Annotated in this window: 15 protein-coding genes; 5 read left to right on the top strand and 10 right to left on the bottom strand. The window is 48.3% G+C overall.

The features are described 5' to 3' along the window. Nucleotide 1 precedes the first annotated feature (1 nt). The 9 genes from fliH to ACP7H9_RS13440 all read right to left on the bottom strand — a co-directional run bounded on the left by fliH (nucleotide 2) and on the right by ACP7H9_RS13440 (nucleotide 9,124). Nucleotides 2–751: a flagellar assembly protein FliH gene (fliH, locus tag ACP7H9_RS13480; protein ID WP_114982350.1), complete on the bottom strand. Its 750-nt coding sequence runs from the start codon at nucleotides 749–751 to the stop codon at nucleotides 2–4. 14 nt (nucleotides 752–765) lie between these two features. Beyond that, nucleotides 766–1,812, bottom strand: coding sequence for a flagellar motor switch protein FliG (fliG, locus tag ACP7H9_RS13475; protein WP_011234450.1), 1,047 nt, complete (start codon nucleotides 1,810–1,812; stop codon nucleotides 766–768). Next, nucleotides 1,805–3,496 carry a flagellar basal-body MS-ring/collar protein FliF gene (fliF, locus tag ACP7H9_RS13470; RefSeq protein WP_439222898.1) on the bottom strand — a complete coding sequence of 564 codons (1,692 nt, stop codon included), beginning with the start codon at nucleotides 3,494–3,496 and terminating at the stop codon, nucleotides 1,805–1,807. The genes fliG and fliF overlap by 8 nt, the downstream gene beginning before the upstream one ends. Before the next feature lie 47 nt (nucleotides 3,497–3,543). Beyond that, complete coding sequence (gene fliE / locus ACP7H9_RS13465) at nucleotides 3,544–3,876, bottom strand: flagellar hook-basal body complex protein FliE (protein WP_110014340.1); 333 nt, start codon at nucleotides 3,874–3,876, stop codon at nucleotides 3,544–3,546. Between the two features lie 147 nt (nucleotides 3,877–4,023). Continuing rightward, nucleotides 4,024–5,385, bottom strand: coding sequence for a sigma-54-dependent transcriptional regulator (locus ACP7H9_RS13460; RefSeq protein WP_439222895.1), 1,362 nt, complete (start codon nucleotides 5,383–5,385; stop codon nucleotides 4,024–4,026). After that, nucleotides 5,378–6,385 (bottom strand): sensor histidine kinase, encoded by a 1,008-nt coding sequence (locus ACP7H9_RS13455; RefSeq protein WP_011234454.1) that lies wholly within the window; start codon nucleotides 6,383–6,385, stop codon nucleotides 5,378–5,380. Before ACP7H9_RS13455 ends, ACP7H9_RS13460 begins: the two co-directional genes overlap by 8 nt. Nucleotides 6,386–6,504: 119 nt before the next feature. After that, nucleotides 6,505–7,941, bottom strand: coding sequence for a sigma-54 dependent transcriptional regulator (locus ACP7H9_RS13450; RefSeq protein ID WP_011234455.1), 1,437 nt, complete (start codon nucleotides 7,939–7,941; stop codon nucleotides 6,505–6,507). A gap of 21 nt (nucleotides 7,942–7,962) precedes the next feature. Then, complete coding sequence (locus tag ACP7H9_RS13445; RefSeq protein ID WP_011234456.1) at nucleotides 7,963–8,490, bottom strand: DUF1285 domain-containing protein; 528 nt, start codon at nucleotides 8,488–8,490, stop codon at nucleotides 7,963–7,965. 10 nt (nucleotides 8,491–8,500) lie between these two features. Further along, nucleotides 8,501–9,124, bottom strand: coding sequence for a LuxR C-terminal-related transcriptional regulator (locus tag ACP7H9_RS13440; RefSeq protein WP_011234457.1), 624 nt, complete (start codon nucleotides 9,122–9,124; stop codon nucleotides 8,501–8,503). 201 nt (nucleotides 9,125–9,325) lie between these two features. On the opposite strand from ACP7H9_RS13440, the gene ACP7H9_RS13435 reads away from it, so the two are divergent. Genes ACP7H9_RS13435 through pdxH form a run of 3 tightly spaced genes read left to right on the top strand, consistent with a single transcriptional unit; the run spans nucleotide 9,326 to nucleotide 13,212 of the window. Next, on the top strand, nucleotides 9,326–10,978 hold the full coding sequence (locus ACP7H9_RS13435; protein ID WP_011234458.1) for an amidohydrolase: 1,653 nt from the start codon (nucleotides 9,326–9,328) through the stop codon (nucleotides 10,976–10,978). A gap of 15 nt (nucleotides 10,979–10,993) precedes the next feature. Then, complete coding sequence (locus tag ACP7H9_RS13430; RefSeq protein WP_011234459.1) at nucleotides 10,994–12,556, top strand: response regulator; 1,563 nt, start codon at nucleotides 10,994–10,996, stop codon at nucleotides 12,554–12,556. A 17-nt stretch (nucleotides 12,557–12,573) separates the two neighbouring features. Beyond that, complete coding sequence (gene pdxH, locus ACP7H9_RS13425; RefSeq protein ID WP_011234460.1) at nucleotides 12,574–13,212, top strand: pyridoxamine 5'-phosphate oxidase; 639 nt, start codon at nucleotides 12,574–12,576, stop codon at nucleotides 13,210–13,212. Here the strand turns inward: pdxH and ACP7H9_RS13420 are convergent. Then, complete coding sequence (locus ACP7H9_RS13420) at nucleotides 13,193–14,263, bottom strand: Ldh family oxidoreductase (RefSeq protein WP_011234461.1); 1,071 nt, start codon at nucleotides 14,261–14,263, stop codon at nucleotides 13,193–13,195. The genes pdxH and ACP7H9_RS13420 overlap by 20 nt on opposite strands. 71 nt (nucleotides 14,264–14,334) lie before the next feature. Between ACP7H9_RS13420 and ACP7H9_RS13415 the strand changes: the two genes are divergently transcribed. Further along, nucleotides 14,335–15,369, top strand: a complete 1,035-nt coding sequence (locus ACP7H9_RS13415) for an ATP-dependent 6-phosphofructokinase (RefSeq protein ID WP_011234462.1) — start codon at nucleotides 14,335–14,337, stop codon at nucleotides 15,367–15,369. Between the two features lie 18 nt (nucleotides 15,370–15,387). Further along, complete coding sequence (gene speB, locus ACP7H9_RS13410; RefSeq protein ID WP_011234463.1) at nucleotides 15,388–16,302, top strand: agmatinase; 915 nt, start codon at nucleotides 15,388–15,390, stop codon at nucleotides 16,300–16,302. Nucleotide 16,303: the final 1 nt, after the last annotated feature.

The raw sequence follows: 16,303 nt of genomic DNA, 5'->3' as shown, positions 1-16,303 counted from the left end.
GTTAACCTTTTAATTTGGAGAACACATCTTCCATACGGCTGGTCAGGGTGTAATCTATGGTGGAGCTTTCTGTGGTAACCCGGCAACCGCCGCGTTCCAGTAAATCGTCTTTATTTAGCAGCCAGCCTTTCTCTTTCAGTTCATCTTCGCTGAATGTGCTTTGCAAAATAGCTAAGTCTTCTTCATTCAGGTGAATAATGACTCGCTGATCAGTAACCGGTAAGACCGCAATAGCTTCACGCACGGCTTTGACGATGAGCTCTTTTGAATTAACAGCGACATCCAGACAGATGACCCGAGTCAGCTCAGTGACCATGTCAATAAGCTCGTCCTGCACCGCTTCGGTGATACGTTCATTCGGATGAGACAAACTCTGCAGCAAAACTCTTAACTGCTGCTGTTGCTCCTGCATGGCCTCTTTACCAGCTTCAACACCCTGCTGTTCACCGGCTTCAAAACCGTCTTTTTTACCAGCTTCGTAACCTTCGTCATAGCCTTTCTTAAGGCCTTCATTGCGGCCTTCGTCAAAACCTTCTTTATGGCCTTCTTCGCGTGCGGCCTGGCGAATTTCTTCCAATTGTTCTGCGGTCAGAGGCTTAAGCTCTTCTTCCTGTTCATTGTCCGCTTCCGGCGGCTCATATTGCCAGCGCCGGGGTTTGTTTAACGCATTTACCTGAGAGCCCTGCTTAAGCTCTTCCGAGGTCATGTCAGGTAAATCCCAAAGCTGGGTTGCGTCTTTATCATCCGTCATTATGCGTTAAACCCTTATAGGAATTCGTCACCGCCACCGCCGCCAAGCATAATTTCACCTGCGTCAGCTAAACGGCGCGCCGCTGCCAGAATATCTTTCTGCGCGGCCTCTACATCACTAATACGAATCGGCCCCATAGCTTCAAGGTCATCACGCAGCATATCGCCGGCACGTTTCGACATGTTCTTGAATATTTTCTCCTGAACCGCGTCGTCCGCCCCTTTCATCGCTTTTTGCAAAGTTTCACCTTCCACTTCACGCAGCAAGGCCTGAATACCACGGTCGTCGACTTCCACCAGGTTTTCGAACACAAACATCAGGTCCTGAATACTCTGACTCATCTCTTCGTCCTGCTCGCGGATGGAGTCCATCAACTGACCTTCGATGTTGGTATCCAGATAGTTCATGATATTGGCTGCCGCTTTCAGGCCGCCCATCTTCGCCGCCTGAGCACCAGCCTGACCGGCAAATTGTTTTTCCATAATTTCGTTCAGTTCCTGCAAGGCTGCTGGCTGAACTTCCTCTAAGTTGGCTATTCGCATCATTAAGTCCAGACGTACTTTGTCCGGGAACTGCGCCATAATTTCTGCACTTTGCTCGGGGTCAAGGTAAGACAGGACAATGGTCTGGATCTGCGGGTGTTCGTTACGGATAATAGTGGCTACCTGTTTAGAGTCCATCCACTTCAGTGAATCAAGACCTTTCGAGCCGCCGCCCATGACAATCTGTTCAATCAGGTTACCGGCTTTGTCCTCACCTAGTGCGGAGGTCAGTGCCTTACGCACAAACTCCTCACTCTTGAAGCCAATATTGGTGAACTTCTGAATGTCTTCCAGGAATAAATGGTGCACAGCGTTTACTTTGTCCTGGTTAAAATCTTCCAGGCTCGCCATTGCCATACCCACTTTCTGCACCTGTTTAGGTTCCAGGTGTTTCAGAATCTGAGCCGCATCTTCTTCCGATAAGCTAAGCAGTAAAATAGCCGCTTTTTCAACACCTTCTAAAGTGTCGACATCAAACTCAACCTTACCGCGCTTAGTTCTAGTATCTTGATCAGGCATCTTCGTTCAACCACGCTTTAACCACTTGTGAGGACAGCTCAGGCTCGTTGGCAACCAACGCGCGAACCGCTTTTAACAAGTCTTCATCTTTGTGCAAGTCCGGTAGTTGCAGGCTACCATCAGCCCCAAACCCAACTGCGCTCTCATCAAACTGTGAGGATAACAGATCAATGGTTTCATCGCCCATCGATTCCTCATCGGAAAATGCATCGGCATCATCTTCCACACCCGATTCCGGATTCATCAGTTTCTTCAGCATTGGACGAACCACCGCCAGAATCAATACCATAATAACTAGTGCGCCCATCACCAGACGGAAAGCTCGCCAGAACCATGGCTCTTCCCACACTGGCGTCTCGCCGGCACCTAAGTCAGGCAACTGCGCGAACGGTACCGATACGACTTCGATGCTGTCGCCACGGTTAATATCAAAGCCTAAGCCACCTTGCAGCAAACGGCGAATATTTGCGATTTCTTCAGCGCTACGCGATTGCGTTTCGCCCTCGCCCGCTTCATTGGTTATTGCTTCATGGTTAACCGCTACAGAAACACTCAGGCGCTTAATAGTACCTGTTTGACTGCGTGTATAAGTGACTGAATTATCAAGCTCATAATTACGGGTTGCTTCACGGTGACTGCTGCCATTAGCACCACCACCTGCTGTTCCTGCTCCGGCTTCTTCCGGAATGTCAGACTCTAAAGGAGGTTGATTTGTGAGTGCTCCGGGAATACCACCAATGGCGCTACCGACAGAGCGATTTTCAACCGTCATTTCACTGCGAATAGCCGGCATATCAGGGTTAAATTGACGCTGAGTTTCTTCACGCTGAGTAAAGTCCATGGTCACGTCAACCTGTGCGGTATAGTTGTCGTAGCCCAGCACTGGGATCAAAATACTGTCTATTTTTTCTAAGTAGGCCTCTTCACGTTTTTGTTCAATTTGATACTCACGCGAACTTTTAGCCGCCAGTGCACTTTGCGAACCAGAGTTAAGCAGACGTCCGGCCTGGTCAGTGACCGTTACATGCTCAGTACTGAGTCCGGTCACCGACGAGGCAACCATATCAACAATAGAGGCCACTTCTTCTTCGCTTAACGAGGTGCCACCGCGCACATTCAGCATAACCGATGCTTTGGGTTGTTTTTCGCGACGGGCAAACACATTTTCTTTAGGTACAGCAAGCAAGACTCGGGCGGCAGAAACCTTTTTGATTTCTTCAATAGCACGCGCTAACTGAACTTCGCGGGAATGAATAAGACGCTCACGCTCCAGTCTTTGACTAACACCAAAGCCCGGTTCGCTCATTAAAATTTCAGAGCCGTTATTGGTCGAATTACCGTAATCAACACCAGCACGGGTCAGCTGCAACTTAATAGTATCGTAGTTTTCTTCAGGTACTGAAACCGTATTACCTTCCACCTGGTATTCAATACCGTTTGCATCCATGTAGTCGAGGGTGCTGATCAACTCCTCCGTTTCTAACTGACCTAATGGACGATAAGTTGACTCTTGTGCCCACAGCATAATAAAAACAGCAATAGCAACACAGATGGCCAGCGCCAGCACGACAATGACCTGACGCAGCATGTCAAAGTTGCCCAGCATCGTCATAATGCCGGTTTTCTCACCGCCGTCATCATTACCTGAACTGTTGTTATCAGGTAAATCAGTATCTTGTACCATTAAATCTGTTGATTCAGCCACGACTTATATCTCCAATGATGCAGCGGTTATACCGGCATTGACATTATTTCTTTGTACGCATCAACAACTTTGTTGCGCACCTGAACCGTTGCCTCAAACGCGATACCGGCCTTTTGGCTGGCAATCATGGTTTGCTCCAAAGTGACATTCGGGTCACCGAGTTCCATGCGAGTTTTTAAATCACCTGAGGTTTGCTGCAGTTCGTTAACGTTATCCATTGCGCTTTTCAGCATATTGGAAAAATCAGCCTGAGCGGTATTGCCTTGCAGGGCGTTCACATTCGTAGGCTGATCACGCTGGGAAGCCTGCGTGGCCATCGATTGTAACTGTTGATAAAGTGCGTTTGCTTCCACTTTCATAATTAACCCCGTCAAAAATTCATCACTGACTTTATTTAAGGTTAGTCATGCAAACAGAATGCCAACTTTTGGTCGCATCGGTAAGATACAAAGAAAAGCCCTGATAAACAGGGCTAATGGTAATGGAGGAGGTATTTCAAGACCGTATTATGAGCCGGTCAGAGTCAGCCCCTGCTCTCGTATTTTCGCCAGCTTGTAGCGCAAAGTCCGTGGACTAATACCAAGCTCATCGGCGACAGGTTGGCGTTTTCCCTGATGACGTTGCAACGCATCTTTGATAATTTGGTATTCCTGATGGAAAAGCGACTCATCGAGGTTTTCCGACTTATCTTCAGGCGTCTCTATTTGTTCAGGAAACACGCTAGCGGTTTCCACCGCGTCGTTCAGTTCCAACATAAGATCCTGTGGCTGAATTTCTCCATCGCGATGTAATACCAGAGCTCTTTGCACTACATTTTCCAGCTCCCGAACGTTGCCCGGCCAGGAATAGCGCATTAACTGTTGAACTGCTGCGGCGGCGAAATTGACGGGCGTTTTAATACCGGAACGTTGTTTATGTCGCTGCAATAAGTTCTCTGCCAGAGGAACAATGTCCGCAGGCCGTTCACGTAAAGACTTCCAGTGCAGTGGAAACACGTTTAGCCGGTACATTAAATCTTCACGTAATAACCCTTCGCGCACCGCTTGCTGTAAATCTCGGTTAGAAGTTGCTATTAATCGGACATCCAACTGTATGGTTTTACGTGACCCCAAACGTTCGACCTGACGCTCCTGAATCACCCTTAACAGCTTAGCCTGTAAGTGCATGGCCATTTCAGTAACTTCATCCAGCAACAGAGTACCGCCCTGCGCCAGCTCAAACTTCCCTGGCGATGACTGATTGGCGCCGGTAAAGGCGCCTTTCTCATAACCAAACAACATCGATTCCAGCATGTTTTCCGGTATAGCTGCGCAGTTAATTGCAATAAAAGGCCCGTCTGAACGGTCAGAATGCTGGTGAATATAACGCGCCAGCACTTCTTTACCGGTGCCACTTGGTCCGGTGACCATAACGCTCGCTTCACTGGCCGCGACTTTTCGTGCCATAGCCAGTACTGCCTGGCTGGAATCTTCTTCTGCTACCGGTTCAATATCGTTAATTGCGCCATCAGGCAGATAACGCTGAACCAGTGTTTGTAGCTTTTCAATTGAGAACGGCTTAGTCAGATAATCGACGGCGCCTTCGCGCATAGCAACAACTGCGTCATCCACCTTGGCAAAGGCCGTCATCATAATAACCGGAATATCGTATTGCTGATTATTCATGCTGCGCAGAAGTTGTAAGCCATCAATTCCCGGCATTTGCACATCACTGATAACCAGTGCCACCGATTCCTTTTTCAAAATAAGCAAAGCTTCTTCGCCGTTGGCTGCTTCAAGGCACTGACAGTCAGCCAGTTCCAGTGTATCGATAATTGCTTCACGCAGCGATACGTCATCTTCAACAACCAATACCTGTCGCTCAACCATAACGTACCTCTTTCATTTTATTCTCTGACCATTCATACACCGGCAGTGATAAGGTAAAGCGGCAGCCTTTATCTGGTTGACTCTCCCAGTCAATTAAGCCGTTATGCGCTTTTATCACGGTTTGGACAACCGCCAGACCTAAGCCGGTTCCATTAGACTTTTCAGTAAAAAATGGGGTGAATACACTGTCTTGCTTTTCGGCCGGAATGCCGCAGCCGGAATCGATAACAGAAACTTTCCAGCTACCGCCATCAACATCGGTTTTCAACAACACTTCCTGTCCGGGCTGGCTAGCATCAACTGCGTTGTTAACCAAATTCTGTATTGCCCCAACTAATGCGGTCTGATTGGCTCGCAACACCACACCCAAGTTTGGATCATTACAATTAATTTTCACCTGATGCTGCTCGGCATAACTCTCTGTATTCATTAACACCTGCTGGATCAAGCTATTGGTACTGAGTTCTTCCAGCATGGGTTGCTCACCACTTTTGGCAAACAACAGCATGTCATTGACCTGCTGTTCCAGCGAATGCAGGCGGGAAAGTAGTTTGTCGGAGAAACGCTGTTGTTTAGCCGCTGAAATCTTGCCCTGCTTTAGGTTTTGCGCATAAAGGATAGCGGCAGAGAGTGGCGTTCTTATCTGATGTGCCAGCGAAGCCACCATTTTTCCCATCGAAGACAAGCGCTGTAAATGACTGATACGATTTTGCAGACGCCTGGTCTCAGTTAAGTCTGTCAGGACAATAAGCTGTCCCGGTTTTTCGTTCACAACCGAAGTATCTAAACGAACCCGGCGCCCGTTACGCAGAGACACTTCGTGCCAGTCATCCGCTTTGGGAGCAAACAGTTCACTAACCAGTTCCCGCCATAAAAACTTTTTCAGAGGGTGTCCTAAAAGGCTCGTGGCATTGTCATTGCAATAATCCACGACCCCATGACTGTCCAGTAAAATAACAGCGTTAGGCATGGCATCAATAATTTGATGGTAGGTGGCCATACTGACATCTCCAATTAACAACTATGGAGAAGGTAATGCAAAATAGATGCCAGTATAATATTCTTTATTTTCAGTTAGTTACGTTGTTACAGGATTGTCAAAAGACTGACACTTTGAGTTTAATCTTTCTGGATACCGTACTTTTTCATTTTCTCAACTAAGGTTGTGCGGCGCATACTGAGTAAATCGGCCGCTTTAGCAACGACCCAGTCAGATTTGGCTAATGCCTGAGCTATCATCCCCGTTTCTATTTCGGTTAGCATATCTTTCAGATTAACGCCGTCATCGGGCAATTCAGAGTCAATAGCACTATTCGTCTCGTCATCAAGTTCTTCCTCTGACTCGCTGAAAATCGCACTCAGCGCCTCACGCTCCAGCATTTCTTCAGGGTAATCCGGGGTTGGTGCATCGTGCTCCACATGCTGATACTTAGGCGGTAAATCGGGCACGTCAACCAGGCTGTCGGGGTGCATAATGGTCAAACGTTCTATCAGGTTAGTCAACTCTCTTACATTGCCCGGCCAGCGATGATAAGACAACGACTCTAAAGCTCGCTCAGTAAAACGCACCCCAACGCCCCGTTCTTTTTTAAAACGCTGGGTCAGTTCCTGCAGCAGCAAAGGCACGTCTTCCTGACGTTCGCGCAGAGCCGGAACTTCAATAGGGAAAACGTTTAAACGGTAATACAAATCTTCACGGAATTTGCCGTCAATGATCATCTGTTCCAGCTCGCGGTGAGTCGCCGCCACCACTCGTACATCGGCAATAATACTTTTACTACCCCCCACGCGTTCGAAGGTGCGCTCTTGTAAAACTCGCAACAGTTTTACCTGCATGGGCAATGGCATATCGCCTATTTCATCCAGAAACAAGGTGCCACCCTGAGCCAGTTCAAAACGACCTTTGCGCGCACCTATGGCACCGGTAAAAGCGCCTTTTTCATGCCCGAACAACTCACTTTCTAACAAGTCGCCCGGAATTGCACCGCAATTTACCGGCACAAAGGGTCCATTACTGCGACCTGACAAATCATGAATACCGCGGGCCACAACTTCTTTACCCGTTCCGGATTCACCCAGAATCAGGACATTCGCGTCGGTCACAGCTACCTGCTCTATCAGCTGACGTACATGTTTCATTGTACGGCCGTTACCAACTAAGGTTTGCTCCAGTTTACCACCGCCCGGATGCCGCTTTCTTGCCGCTTTAGCCGGCATTTGCTGGTGGTAAGCCTGACAGTAATGCAGCATGTTCGACAAGCTGGAGTAATCGAAAGACTTTTCCAGAGGACCTATGACATTCGCTTTCTGTAAAGCGTTACTCTGGTCGTCAGTAGCACAAATAAAAGGCAGGTGCGGCGCATCGCCGGCTAATTTATGCAGATTCTCGATACCATTACCGGCAATCACACAGAGCGCATCGGCAGCACAAAGCTTTAGAGTGTCTGAAGGAGATATGACTTCAACGGTTTCACCAATAAAGGTTAATACCGTTTCAAAATGCTGACGACGCTCTGGCTGCTGTTCAACCAGGTAGACTATTCTTGTTTTTGTCATAGACGAGTTTACCGCAACGTCCTATTTCACATTTCCTAACACAAACGTTTCACCTGCACTGGACAGATACCACTGTTCTTGTCCATCGACAGTCCGCGACTCTGCGTGTGAAACCCACTGATAGAATACATTGCGATGTACTCTCGCTGTCAATCCTCTTTGCATCACAATGTAGGGCACACCGTTTTTCATTGTGAGCGCATGTTCAGAGCTTAATACCAGAGTATCACCGATGTTGGTGGTTAACAGTAATAATTGCTGACCATTCTCTTCTAATTGACGCCAGTCAACGATAACAAAGGGCGTATCTTCAACCGTAATCTTAACTTTTTCGGCAGGTGTTACTAAAAAATACTCACCGTCTTCAACCACTAAAACAGACGCAAATAATTTTACCAATGCGGAGCGCTTTATCTGGCTCCCCTGATAAAACCAGTCGCCATTTGAGGCAATATGAATAGGGATCTCACCACAATACGGCGGATCCCACAACTCGGTTGGTGCATGTTGATGTTTTTCTAGTTCAGAAATCAATCGGTTAAGTGACATAAATCGAAACTTAGTCGACCAACTTTTTCTGTCTCAGTAGATACCAAAGCGTCGCTTCAGTACGATTCGATACTTTAATGGCTTTGAATATTGCCGATAAATGCACACGAATAGTGCCTTCAGTAATGCCCAGAATGTTTGCAATTTCTTTATTTGAAAGGCCCTGAGCCAGCAGTTGCATTATTTCCAGCTGACGCGGTGACAAAAAGCTCTCGGCTCCACTGGACTTGTCTCTTGGTTCATTCAAATGAGGGTCATCAGGAATGTGACGGTCGCCATTCAGCAAAGCCCGAATTGCCAGTTTAGCCTGTTCAGCCGAACTGTCTTTTGGCAAGTAGCTACGCACTCCGGCAGCCAGTACCTGGCGAACTTCCGAAATTGAGCGCGGGCGCGTAAACAGCACAATGTGCGTACGTGGAGCCACTTTTTTCAGACGTTGCAGCGCAGGTCGAATTTCGGCATCCGGTAAATCCATTTCTAAAAAAATCAAATCATAATCATCGGCTGATAAATAGTTCTCAGCAATTTCGAACGACTCAGCTTCGTATATCGAAGGCTGATTCGCATAGTTTGTGAGAATTTGTATAAGACCAGCACGCATAAAAAACTGCGGGTCAATAATTAGAACTTTCATCTTGAGATCCAAAATAACGCTTATTCAATTAACTTTTAGCATACCGAAAATATAACAGACAGCAAGTTTTTTACGGACAATGCAAATTTTTAAAGAGCCAATGTTAACTTCATTAACAAAAAAGTCAGAGAACGCCTAGTCGCTTGTACAGTAAAAACGCTATAGTGTTGCCCAAGTTATTTTCTACGGAGTTTTCTTGTTATGCGACGTATTATCTGCCTGTTTATAGGCCTTAGCTTATCGGCTTCAGCTATTGCCGACACCTTGTATACCAATATGAAAGGCTACACCCTTACCAGCCCCGCTGGCGAACAAGCGGTATTGCAGCAATTTTCGACCATGCTGGTTGAAAATGGAAAAATTCAGGCCATTGGTGGTAACGCACTTGCTGAGCGTTTTACTGACACTGAACAAACCGTTGATATGCAGGGAAAAACCGTTCTTCCGGGGTTAACTGATGCCCATGGACACATTCAGAGTCTGGGCACCAGCTTATTGCAGGTGGATTTACGCGACACCGACTCCGTTTCTGCAGCGGTCAAAAAAGTACATGCCTATGCTGGCGAACAACCCGAAATGGAATGGATAACAGGCCGAGGCTGGAATCAGGAGCAATGGCAACAAAAGGTATTCCCCAGTGCAGCCCATCTGGATGAAGTGGTCAATGACCGTCCGGTTTGGTTAATGCGCGTAGACGCCCACGCAGGCTGGGCAAACAGCGAAGCCTTGCGCCGTGCAGGAATAGACAAGGACACTGTCGCCCCGGAAGGCGGTGAAATTGTTCGTGACGAGCAAGGCAACCCCACCGGTGTGCTGGTCGATAATGCAATGCAATTAGTAGAGGATGTTATTCCTGAACCATCGCTTCAGCAGCAACGTGCAGCTTACGAACTCGCCTTTGAGCATTTAATTAAGCTGGGCATTACCAGTGTCCATGACGCCGGTATTAATGCCGACGAAATTTCCGTTTACAAGGGGTTGCACAATCAGGGCCGTATGCCCCTCAGAGTCTATGGCATGATAGCCGCTACCGAGCCTAAACTGGCGCAACTTTTGGCAGAAGGTCCATACGAAAGTGTCGACCAGAAACTGACCATTCGTAGCGTTAAAATATACGCTGACGGCGCTTTAGGGAGCCGTGGTGCGGCTTTGCTGGAAGACTACAGTGACGACCATGGGAACCATGGCCTGATGGTCACTTCAGAAGAAAAAATTCGTGACCTGTACGAGCTTATCATCCCTCATGGCTTCCAGATAAATACTCACGCTATTGGTGACCGGGCAAATCGCGTTGTACTGGATAACCTCGCAGAAGTTTATAATGAACTCGGTGGCCGTAACTTACGTAATCGCATAGAACATGCACAAATTGTACACCCGGACGACCTGAAACGTTTTAATCAACTCAATTTGGTAGCTTCCATGCAGCCGACGCACGCCACCAGTGACAAGAATATGGCAGAGGATCGTCTAGGCGCGGCACGGATGGAAGGAGCTTATGCCTGGCAAACACTGCTGGATCAGGGCACCGTTATTGCTGCCGGTTCGGACTTCCCGGTAGAACTGGCTAATCCGTTTTACGGGCTGCACGCGGCGGTTACCCGACAAGATCGTAATGATATGCCAGCCGGAGGTTGGTATGCTGAAGAGAAAATGAGCCTGCAGCAAGCGCTGCGCTCTTTTACCATAGATGCCGCTTACAGTGCCTGGCAGGAAAAATCTCTGGGCTCGCTGGAACCCGGTAAATGGGCTGACTTTATTGTCGTAGAACAAGACCCTTTTGCCGTCGATGCCAGTGATATCTGGCGAACTCAGGTTGAACAAACTTACGTAGCGGGCGAGCGAGTTTATTAATAGGGACGCATAAGTATGAACGATGACTTTCTGTTTTCTGATGACGAGCCTGATATAGCGGAAGAAGAAGTATCGGAACCGTATAATATCCTCATTGTCGATGACGACGAAGAGATACACACCATTACCAAAATGGCGTTAGGTGAATTTAAACTCGACGGTCGTCCGCTGAAGTTTCACTCGGTTTATTCCGGCAAAGATGCTATCGCGTTTTTACAGGACAACACCAATATCGCCATGATGCTGCTGGACGTAGTAATGGAAACCGATCATGCCGGGCTCGATGTTGCCCAATGGGTACGCGAAACCCGGAAAAACCGGCTAATACGCATCGTTCTGCGAACCGGCCAGCCAGGGCAGGCTCCCGAAGAAGATGTCATTGCCCGTTATGATATTGATGACTATAAAGAAAAAACCGAGCTGACATACCGTAAGCTAGTTACTTTGATGTATTCCTGTTTGCGAGCTTATCGCGACTTAAACGCCATTGAGCGCAACAAACGCGGACTGGAAAAAGTCATTAATGCGTCGGCAGAAGTGTTTTCTGCCCGCTCGATGCAAGCCTTATGTCAGGGCATCCTGGAGCAACTTGTCGCGTTAATTACCCTGTCTGATGACGCCATGTATTGCCGCATTGATGCGCTGACCGCCAGCTCGGACACTGACGACCCATTTGAAATTATTGGCGGCACAGGCGAATATGAAGAGGCTGTAGGGCAACCCGTACACGGCGAAATTGACTGGGATATTGTCCGCCCTATGCAGCAAAGCCCGCAAAATGTTGATTTTCGTATTGTCGACGGTAATTACTACGGCCTTTACAAAACCAGCAGCTCGCGCCAGTACTTACTTTTTATTCGTGGTGTCAGGGACTTATCTGAGCTGGATCAAAATCTGCTCGGGCTTTTTGTGAATAATAGCTCCATTGCTATAGATAACCTGCAAGCCACAGAAAACGAGCGGGAAGCACAACGGGAACTGCTGTATAGCGTTGGTGAAGCCATTGAAAAACATTCTATTGATGAAATTAGCCACCATGTTAAACGTTCTGCCGAAATGGCTGGCCAGCTGGCGATATTCTCAGGCGCAACGCAAGAGCAGGCCGAAGCGTTAAAACAAGCTGCATCTGTTTATGATATCGGTAAAGTCTCGGTGCAAATGGAGTTAGCTCAACGTGCCGACGTATTGAGTATCCACGAATATGAAGAAATTATGCAAAAAGTCATTCAGGGCCACGACTATTTACGCCAAACGGACTCAGCAGTAGCTAAAGTCGCGGCTCTTATTGCGCAGGATATTCATGAACGTTGGAATGGTTCCGGCTTTCCCAGTCAGAAATCGGCAAAGGCAATTGACCTTAACGCCCGAATTCTGAGTATTACCAGTCACTTTGACGCCCTGCGAACGCAGCGCAATTATCGTGATGCAAAAGAATCTGAGGATGCCGCAGATTATTTGTTACAGCACAGTGGTAAGTTCTTTGATCCAGAGCTGGTGGGACTTATGCTGGATAATCTGGATGCGATGGAAAAAATACGTCAGCGCTTCCTGGACAAAAAACAGGATACGCGCCATTAGTCCATTAAGGAGAGGTCATGGATTTACAAGCAATGCGTCGGGAATATGGCTTAGGTAGCCTGCACCGTGAGCAACTGGAAGCCGACCCGGTAAAGCAATTTGAAAAGTGGATGCAGCAGGCCATAGACAGCAACTTATTAAGTGACCCTACCGCCATGACACTGGCTACGGTGGATGCTGAACACATGCCCAGCCAGCGTATCGTGCTGCTTAAAGGTTACGACCATACCGGCTTTCGGTTCTATACCAACAAAAACAGCCACAAAGGCCAGGACATAAGCGAGAACCCTCAAGTTGCTCTGCACTTTGCCTGGCTACCCTTAGAGCGGCAAATTAGTATTATTGGCAGCGCAGTGCCACTTGATGATGACGACAACGACCGATACTTTCACTCACGTCCGAAAGAGAGTCAGGTTGCGGCGCTCGCGTCACAACAAAGCCGCCCGGTAGAAAGCCGCGACGTGCTGGAAAGTCACTATCAGTCACTACTGAAAGACTATGAGAACACCGAAGTTCCGCGCCCTCAAAGCTGGGGCGGCTACTGTGTTCACCCTAAGCAATTTGAATTCTGGCAAGGCGGTCAACACCGTTTGCATGACCGCTACCAGTACAGCAAAGACCGGGAAAACTGGCGTATTACCCGTTTACAGCCTTAGGCAAATCGACACCACAGAACTCGGCGCAGTGCTGCAAAACTTTTAAAGTAGCGCTGCTGTAGGAAACCCCCTGTTGCAGCTGCTCGCGCTTGCGCTTCTGTGCCCCTTCCCCCGGAATACGCACCGGTTGCTCAGGAACCGCAGGGGCGCTTTTACGGCTGTCGGCCAATAAGTCATCCACCTGCTGTAAAAATTTTTGTTTTTCACCAAAGGCTTCGGGATCAATCACTTGTACCCATATCGAGTTAGCATCACCATCGTCACTGCCCTGTCTACGACCGTACTGACTTAATGCCATAGACCAAATTTCACTGAACAACGTGAGGCCGTAGCCTTTATAACCCAGTTGCTCACCCCCCAACGGCGCTATTGAACTGCCCGGTGACTCAAAGAAGGTTAATGGATCATCCGTCCATTCACCGTCAGGCTTTATCAACGCTTTATAAGGCAATCGGGTACCGTTCGCTTTAGCCTGACGCACTTTGCCTGCTGCCGTCATAGAAAAACTGATATCAAACAACAATGGATTATTCGAACTGGGTACACCAACCGCGAAGGGGTTAGGTGAAAACACGGCTTCTTTGCCCCCAAAAGGCGCTACCGCGCGCTGTCCGGGAGTCGAGCACATTAAACTCACCACCAAGCCCTGATCTGTAGCAATGCTTAAATAAGCCGCGAGCGCCGCAACATGCTGGCTCCGGCGTACAACCACGGTGCCGGTACCGGCTTGCTTCGCCATTTTGCAAGCCGCATCAATAGCCTGCGGTACCACGTAAGGTCCGGGCAGAAACTGTGCATCCCAGTTAGCAACCGCAGCGCGCTCTCGAAGTACTACCGGCTGGCCTTTTGCCAGGCTTTTGCCGTCGCGCAGCCACTGGCAGTTGTTCAACAGCCGAATTAAACCATGGGTACTAAACCCCAGTAAATCGCCTTCCAACAGGTAATAACTTACATTGCGCGCGACCTCCCCCGAAGCCCCCGCCTCGGTCAGACAAGTTCGCGCCCAGTCCGATAATTCTGAATAATCAAAACGTACAACATCAGTGCTCATGAAATTTCCTCTTGGTCACGGCATGCAGGTCGTTTAAGCTACGCATAAGACATTATCAAGGAGTAGAGATTGTGTCATCTGTTAACACAATAAACCGCATTGCCATTATAACCAGTGGTGGCGATGCCCCCGGTATGAACGCCGCACTCCGTGCTGTGGTTCTCGCTGCTGAAAACTATGGCATAGAAGTCATGGGATTTCGTCATGGCTATGAAGGCCTGCTGACTAACGACTTTGTAAAACTTGACCGCGAAGACGTTGAGCACATTTTACAATATTCCGGCACCATTATTAAAAGCGCCCGCAGCGAGCGTTTTAAAAGTGAAGAAGGTGGACGGGAAGCCGCAACGAATTTAGACGCACACCAAATTGACGCCTTTATCGTTATTGGCGGCGACGGCTCGTTCCGTGGCGCTGAGCATCTGGCTAATTTCTGGAAAGGTCCTATTATAGGCATACCCGGCACCATCGATAATGATCTCTTTGGCACCGATAACACTATTGGCTATGACACAGCAGTAGAAACCGCCATGGATGCGCTGGATAAAATCCGCGATACCGCCGAGGCCATGGATCGTGTCTTTATTGTCGAAGTTATGGGGCGCAACGCCGGTTATATCGGTATTAGCAGCGCTATGGCCTGTGGTGCCGAGCGAATGATTCTGCCAGAGCTGCAAAAGGATAAACCATTAACGGTTGATGCGCTGGTTAAGCACATTGAATCGGTACAGCGTGTTCGCGGCGACTCAAGCTACGTGATGGTGTTATGCGAAAACCAATGGCCCGGTGGTGCAGTTCGACTTGCGGAACAGTTAGAGGATCGTCTTAACTTACCTTGTCGTCCCTGTTTACTTGGGCACGTTCAGCGCGGTGGACGCCCTACGGCAATGGATCGTATTTTAGGAACGCGGCTGGGTGTGCATGCGGTTGAACTCGTTCGCCAGGGAAAAACAGCGGTTATGGCCGGTGTTACAGCGAATGAGCTCAGCGAAACACCATTAATTGACACCTGGACAAAACGTAAAAAGCTCAGTGAAGAGCTCATCAACATTCAACAAAGTCTGTTTAACCCGATCAAAAAAGATCGCAATAAATCGACTCAGTAAGAGAGGTCTGTAACGATAATGCCCCTAACGCCACTACCTGTGCCATTAAACGACCCGAGCCGCCCATTTTTCGGTTCGCAATACAGCACCGATATACACCCGGGACATACCCATATTCTGGGGTTTGGTTTTGATGGTACCGCCTGTTTTCGTAAAGGCACCCGCGAAGGGCCTGACGGTTTACGTGCCGTTTCTGAAGACATCGAGTCATACTCGCCGTATCTTGATGCTGACTTAGAAGACCAAACCTTCTACGACTTAGGCAACCTGCGATTGGGTTTTGATGACGACGAAGAAAAGCAGTGGCACCATGCGGTTCACGACTTTAATGCTATTTTTGACTCGCTTGATTTAGCAAAAGAGCAGATTAAACTGCTGACCTTGGGTGGCGAGCATTCTATTTCCTATGCGCCTATCGTTAAATATTTAAAACAATACCCCGATATGGTTTTGCTGCATCTGGATGCGCACGCTGATTTACGTGACGGTTTCCTCGGCTACCATTATTCACATGCGTCTATTATTCGTCGTTCAGTCGACCACTTTGGTCCTGGCCATGAGTTGATACAGTACGGTATCCGCTCTGGCACGCGCGATGAATATCAGTGGATGAAAGAACACAAAACCATTCGCAGTTCACGCAAAGACTTTCTCGACAGTGTGGAAGCCATTGCCAAAGACCGCCCGGTTTATCTGACGTTAGATTTGGACTACTTCGATCCTTCTTTTTTACCGGGCACAGGAACCCCTGAACCCGGCGGCGAGGATTTCCATTCCTTTGTCAGCTTGATGAAACTATTGCGCAAAAAAAACCTGGTCGGTGCCGACGTCGTTGAGTTGTCTCCACAAATAGACCCAACCGGAAATTCTGACGTATTCGCCGCTAAAATTGTGCGCGAATTATTACTCGTATTACAACAGTCGGGAGCCTGAG

Source organism: Idiomarina sp. ST20R2A10 (assembly GCF_051842345.1).
Classification (GTDB): domain Bacteria; phylum Pseudomonadota; class Gammaproteobacteria; order Enterobacterales; family Alteromonadaceae; genus Idiomarina; species Idiomarina loihiensis.
Note: the sequence above shows the minus strand (reverse complement) of the source record. Positions and strands in the feature narration are given on the sequence as shown.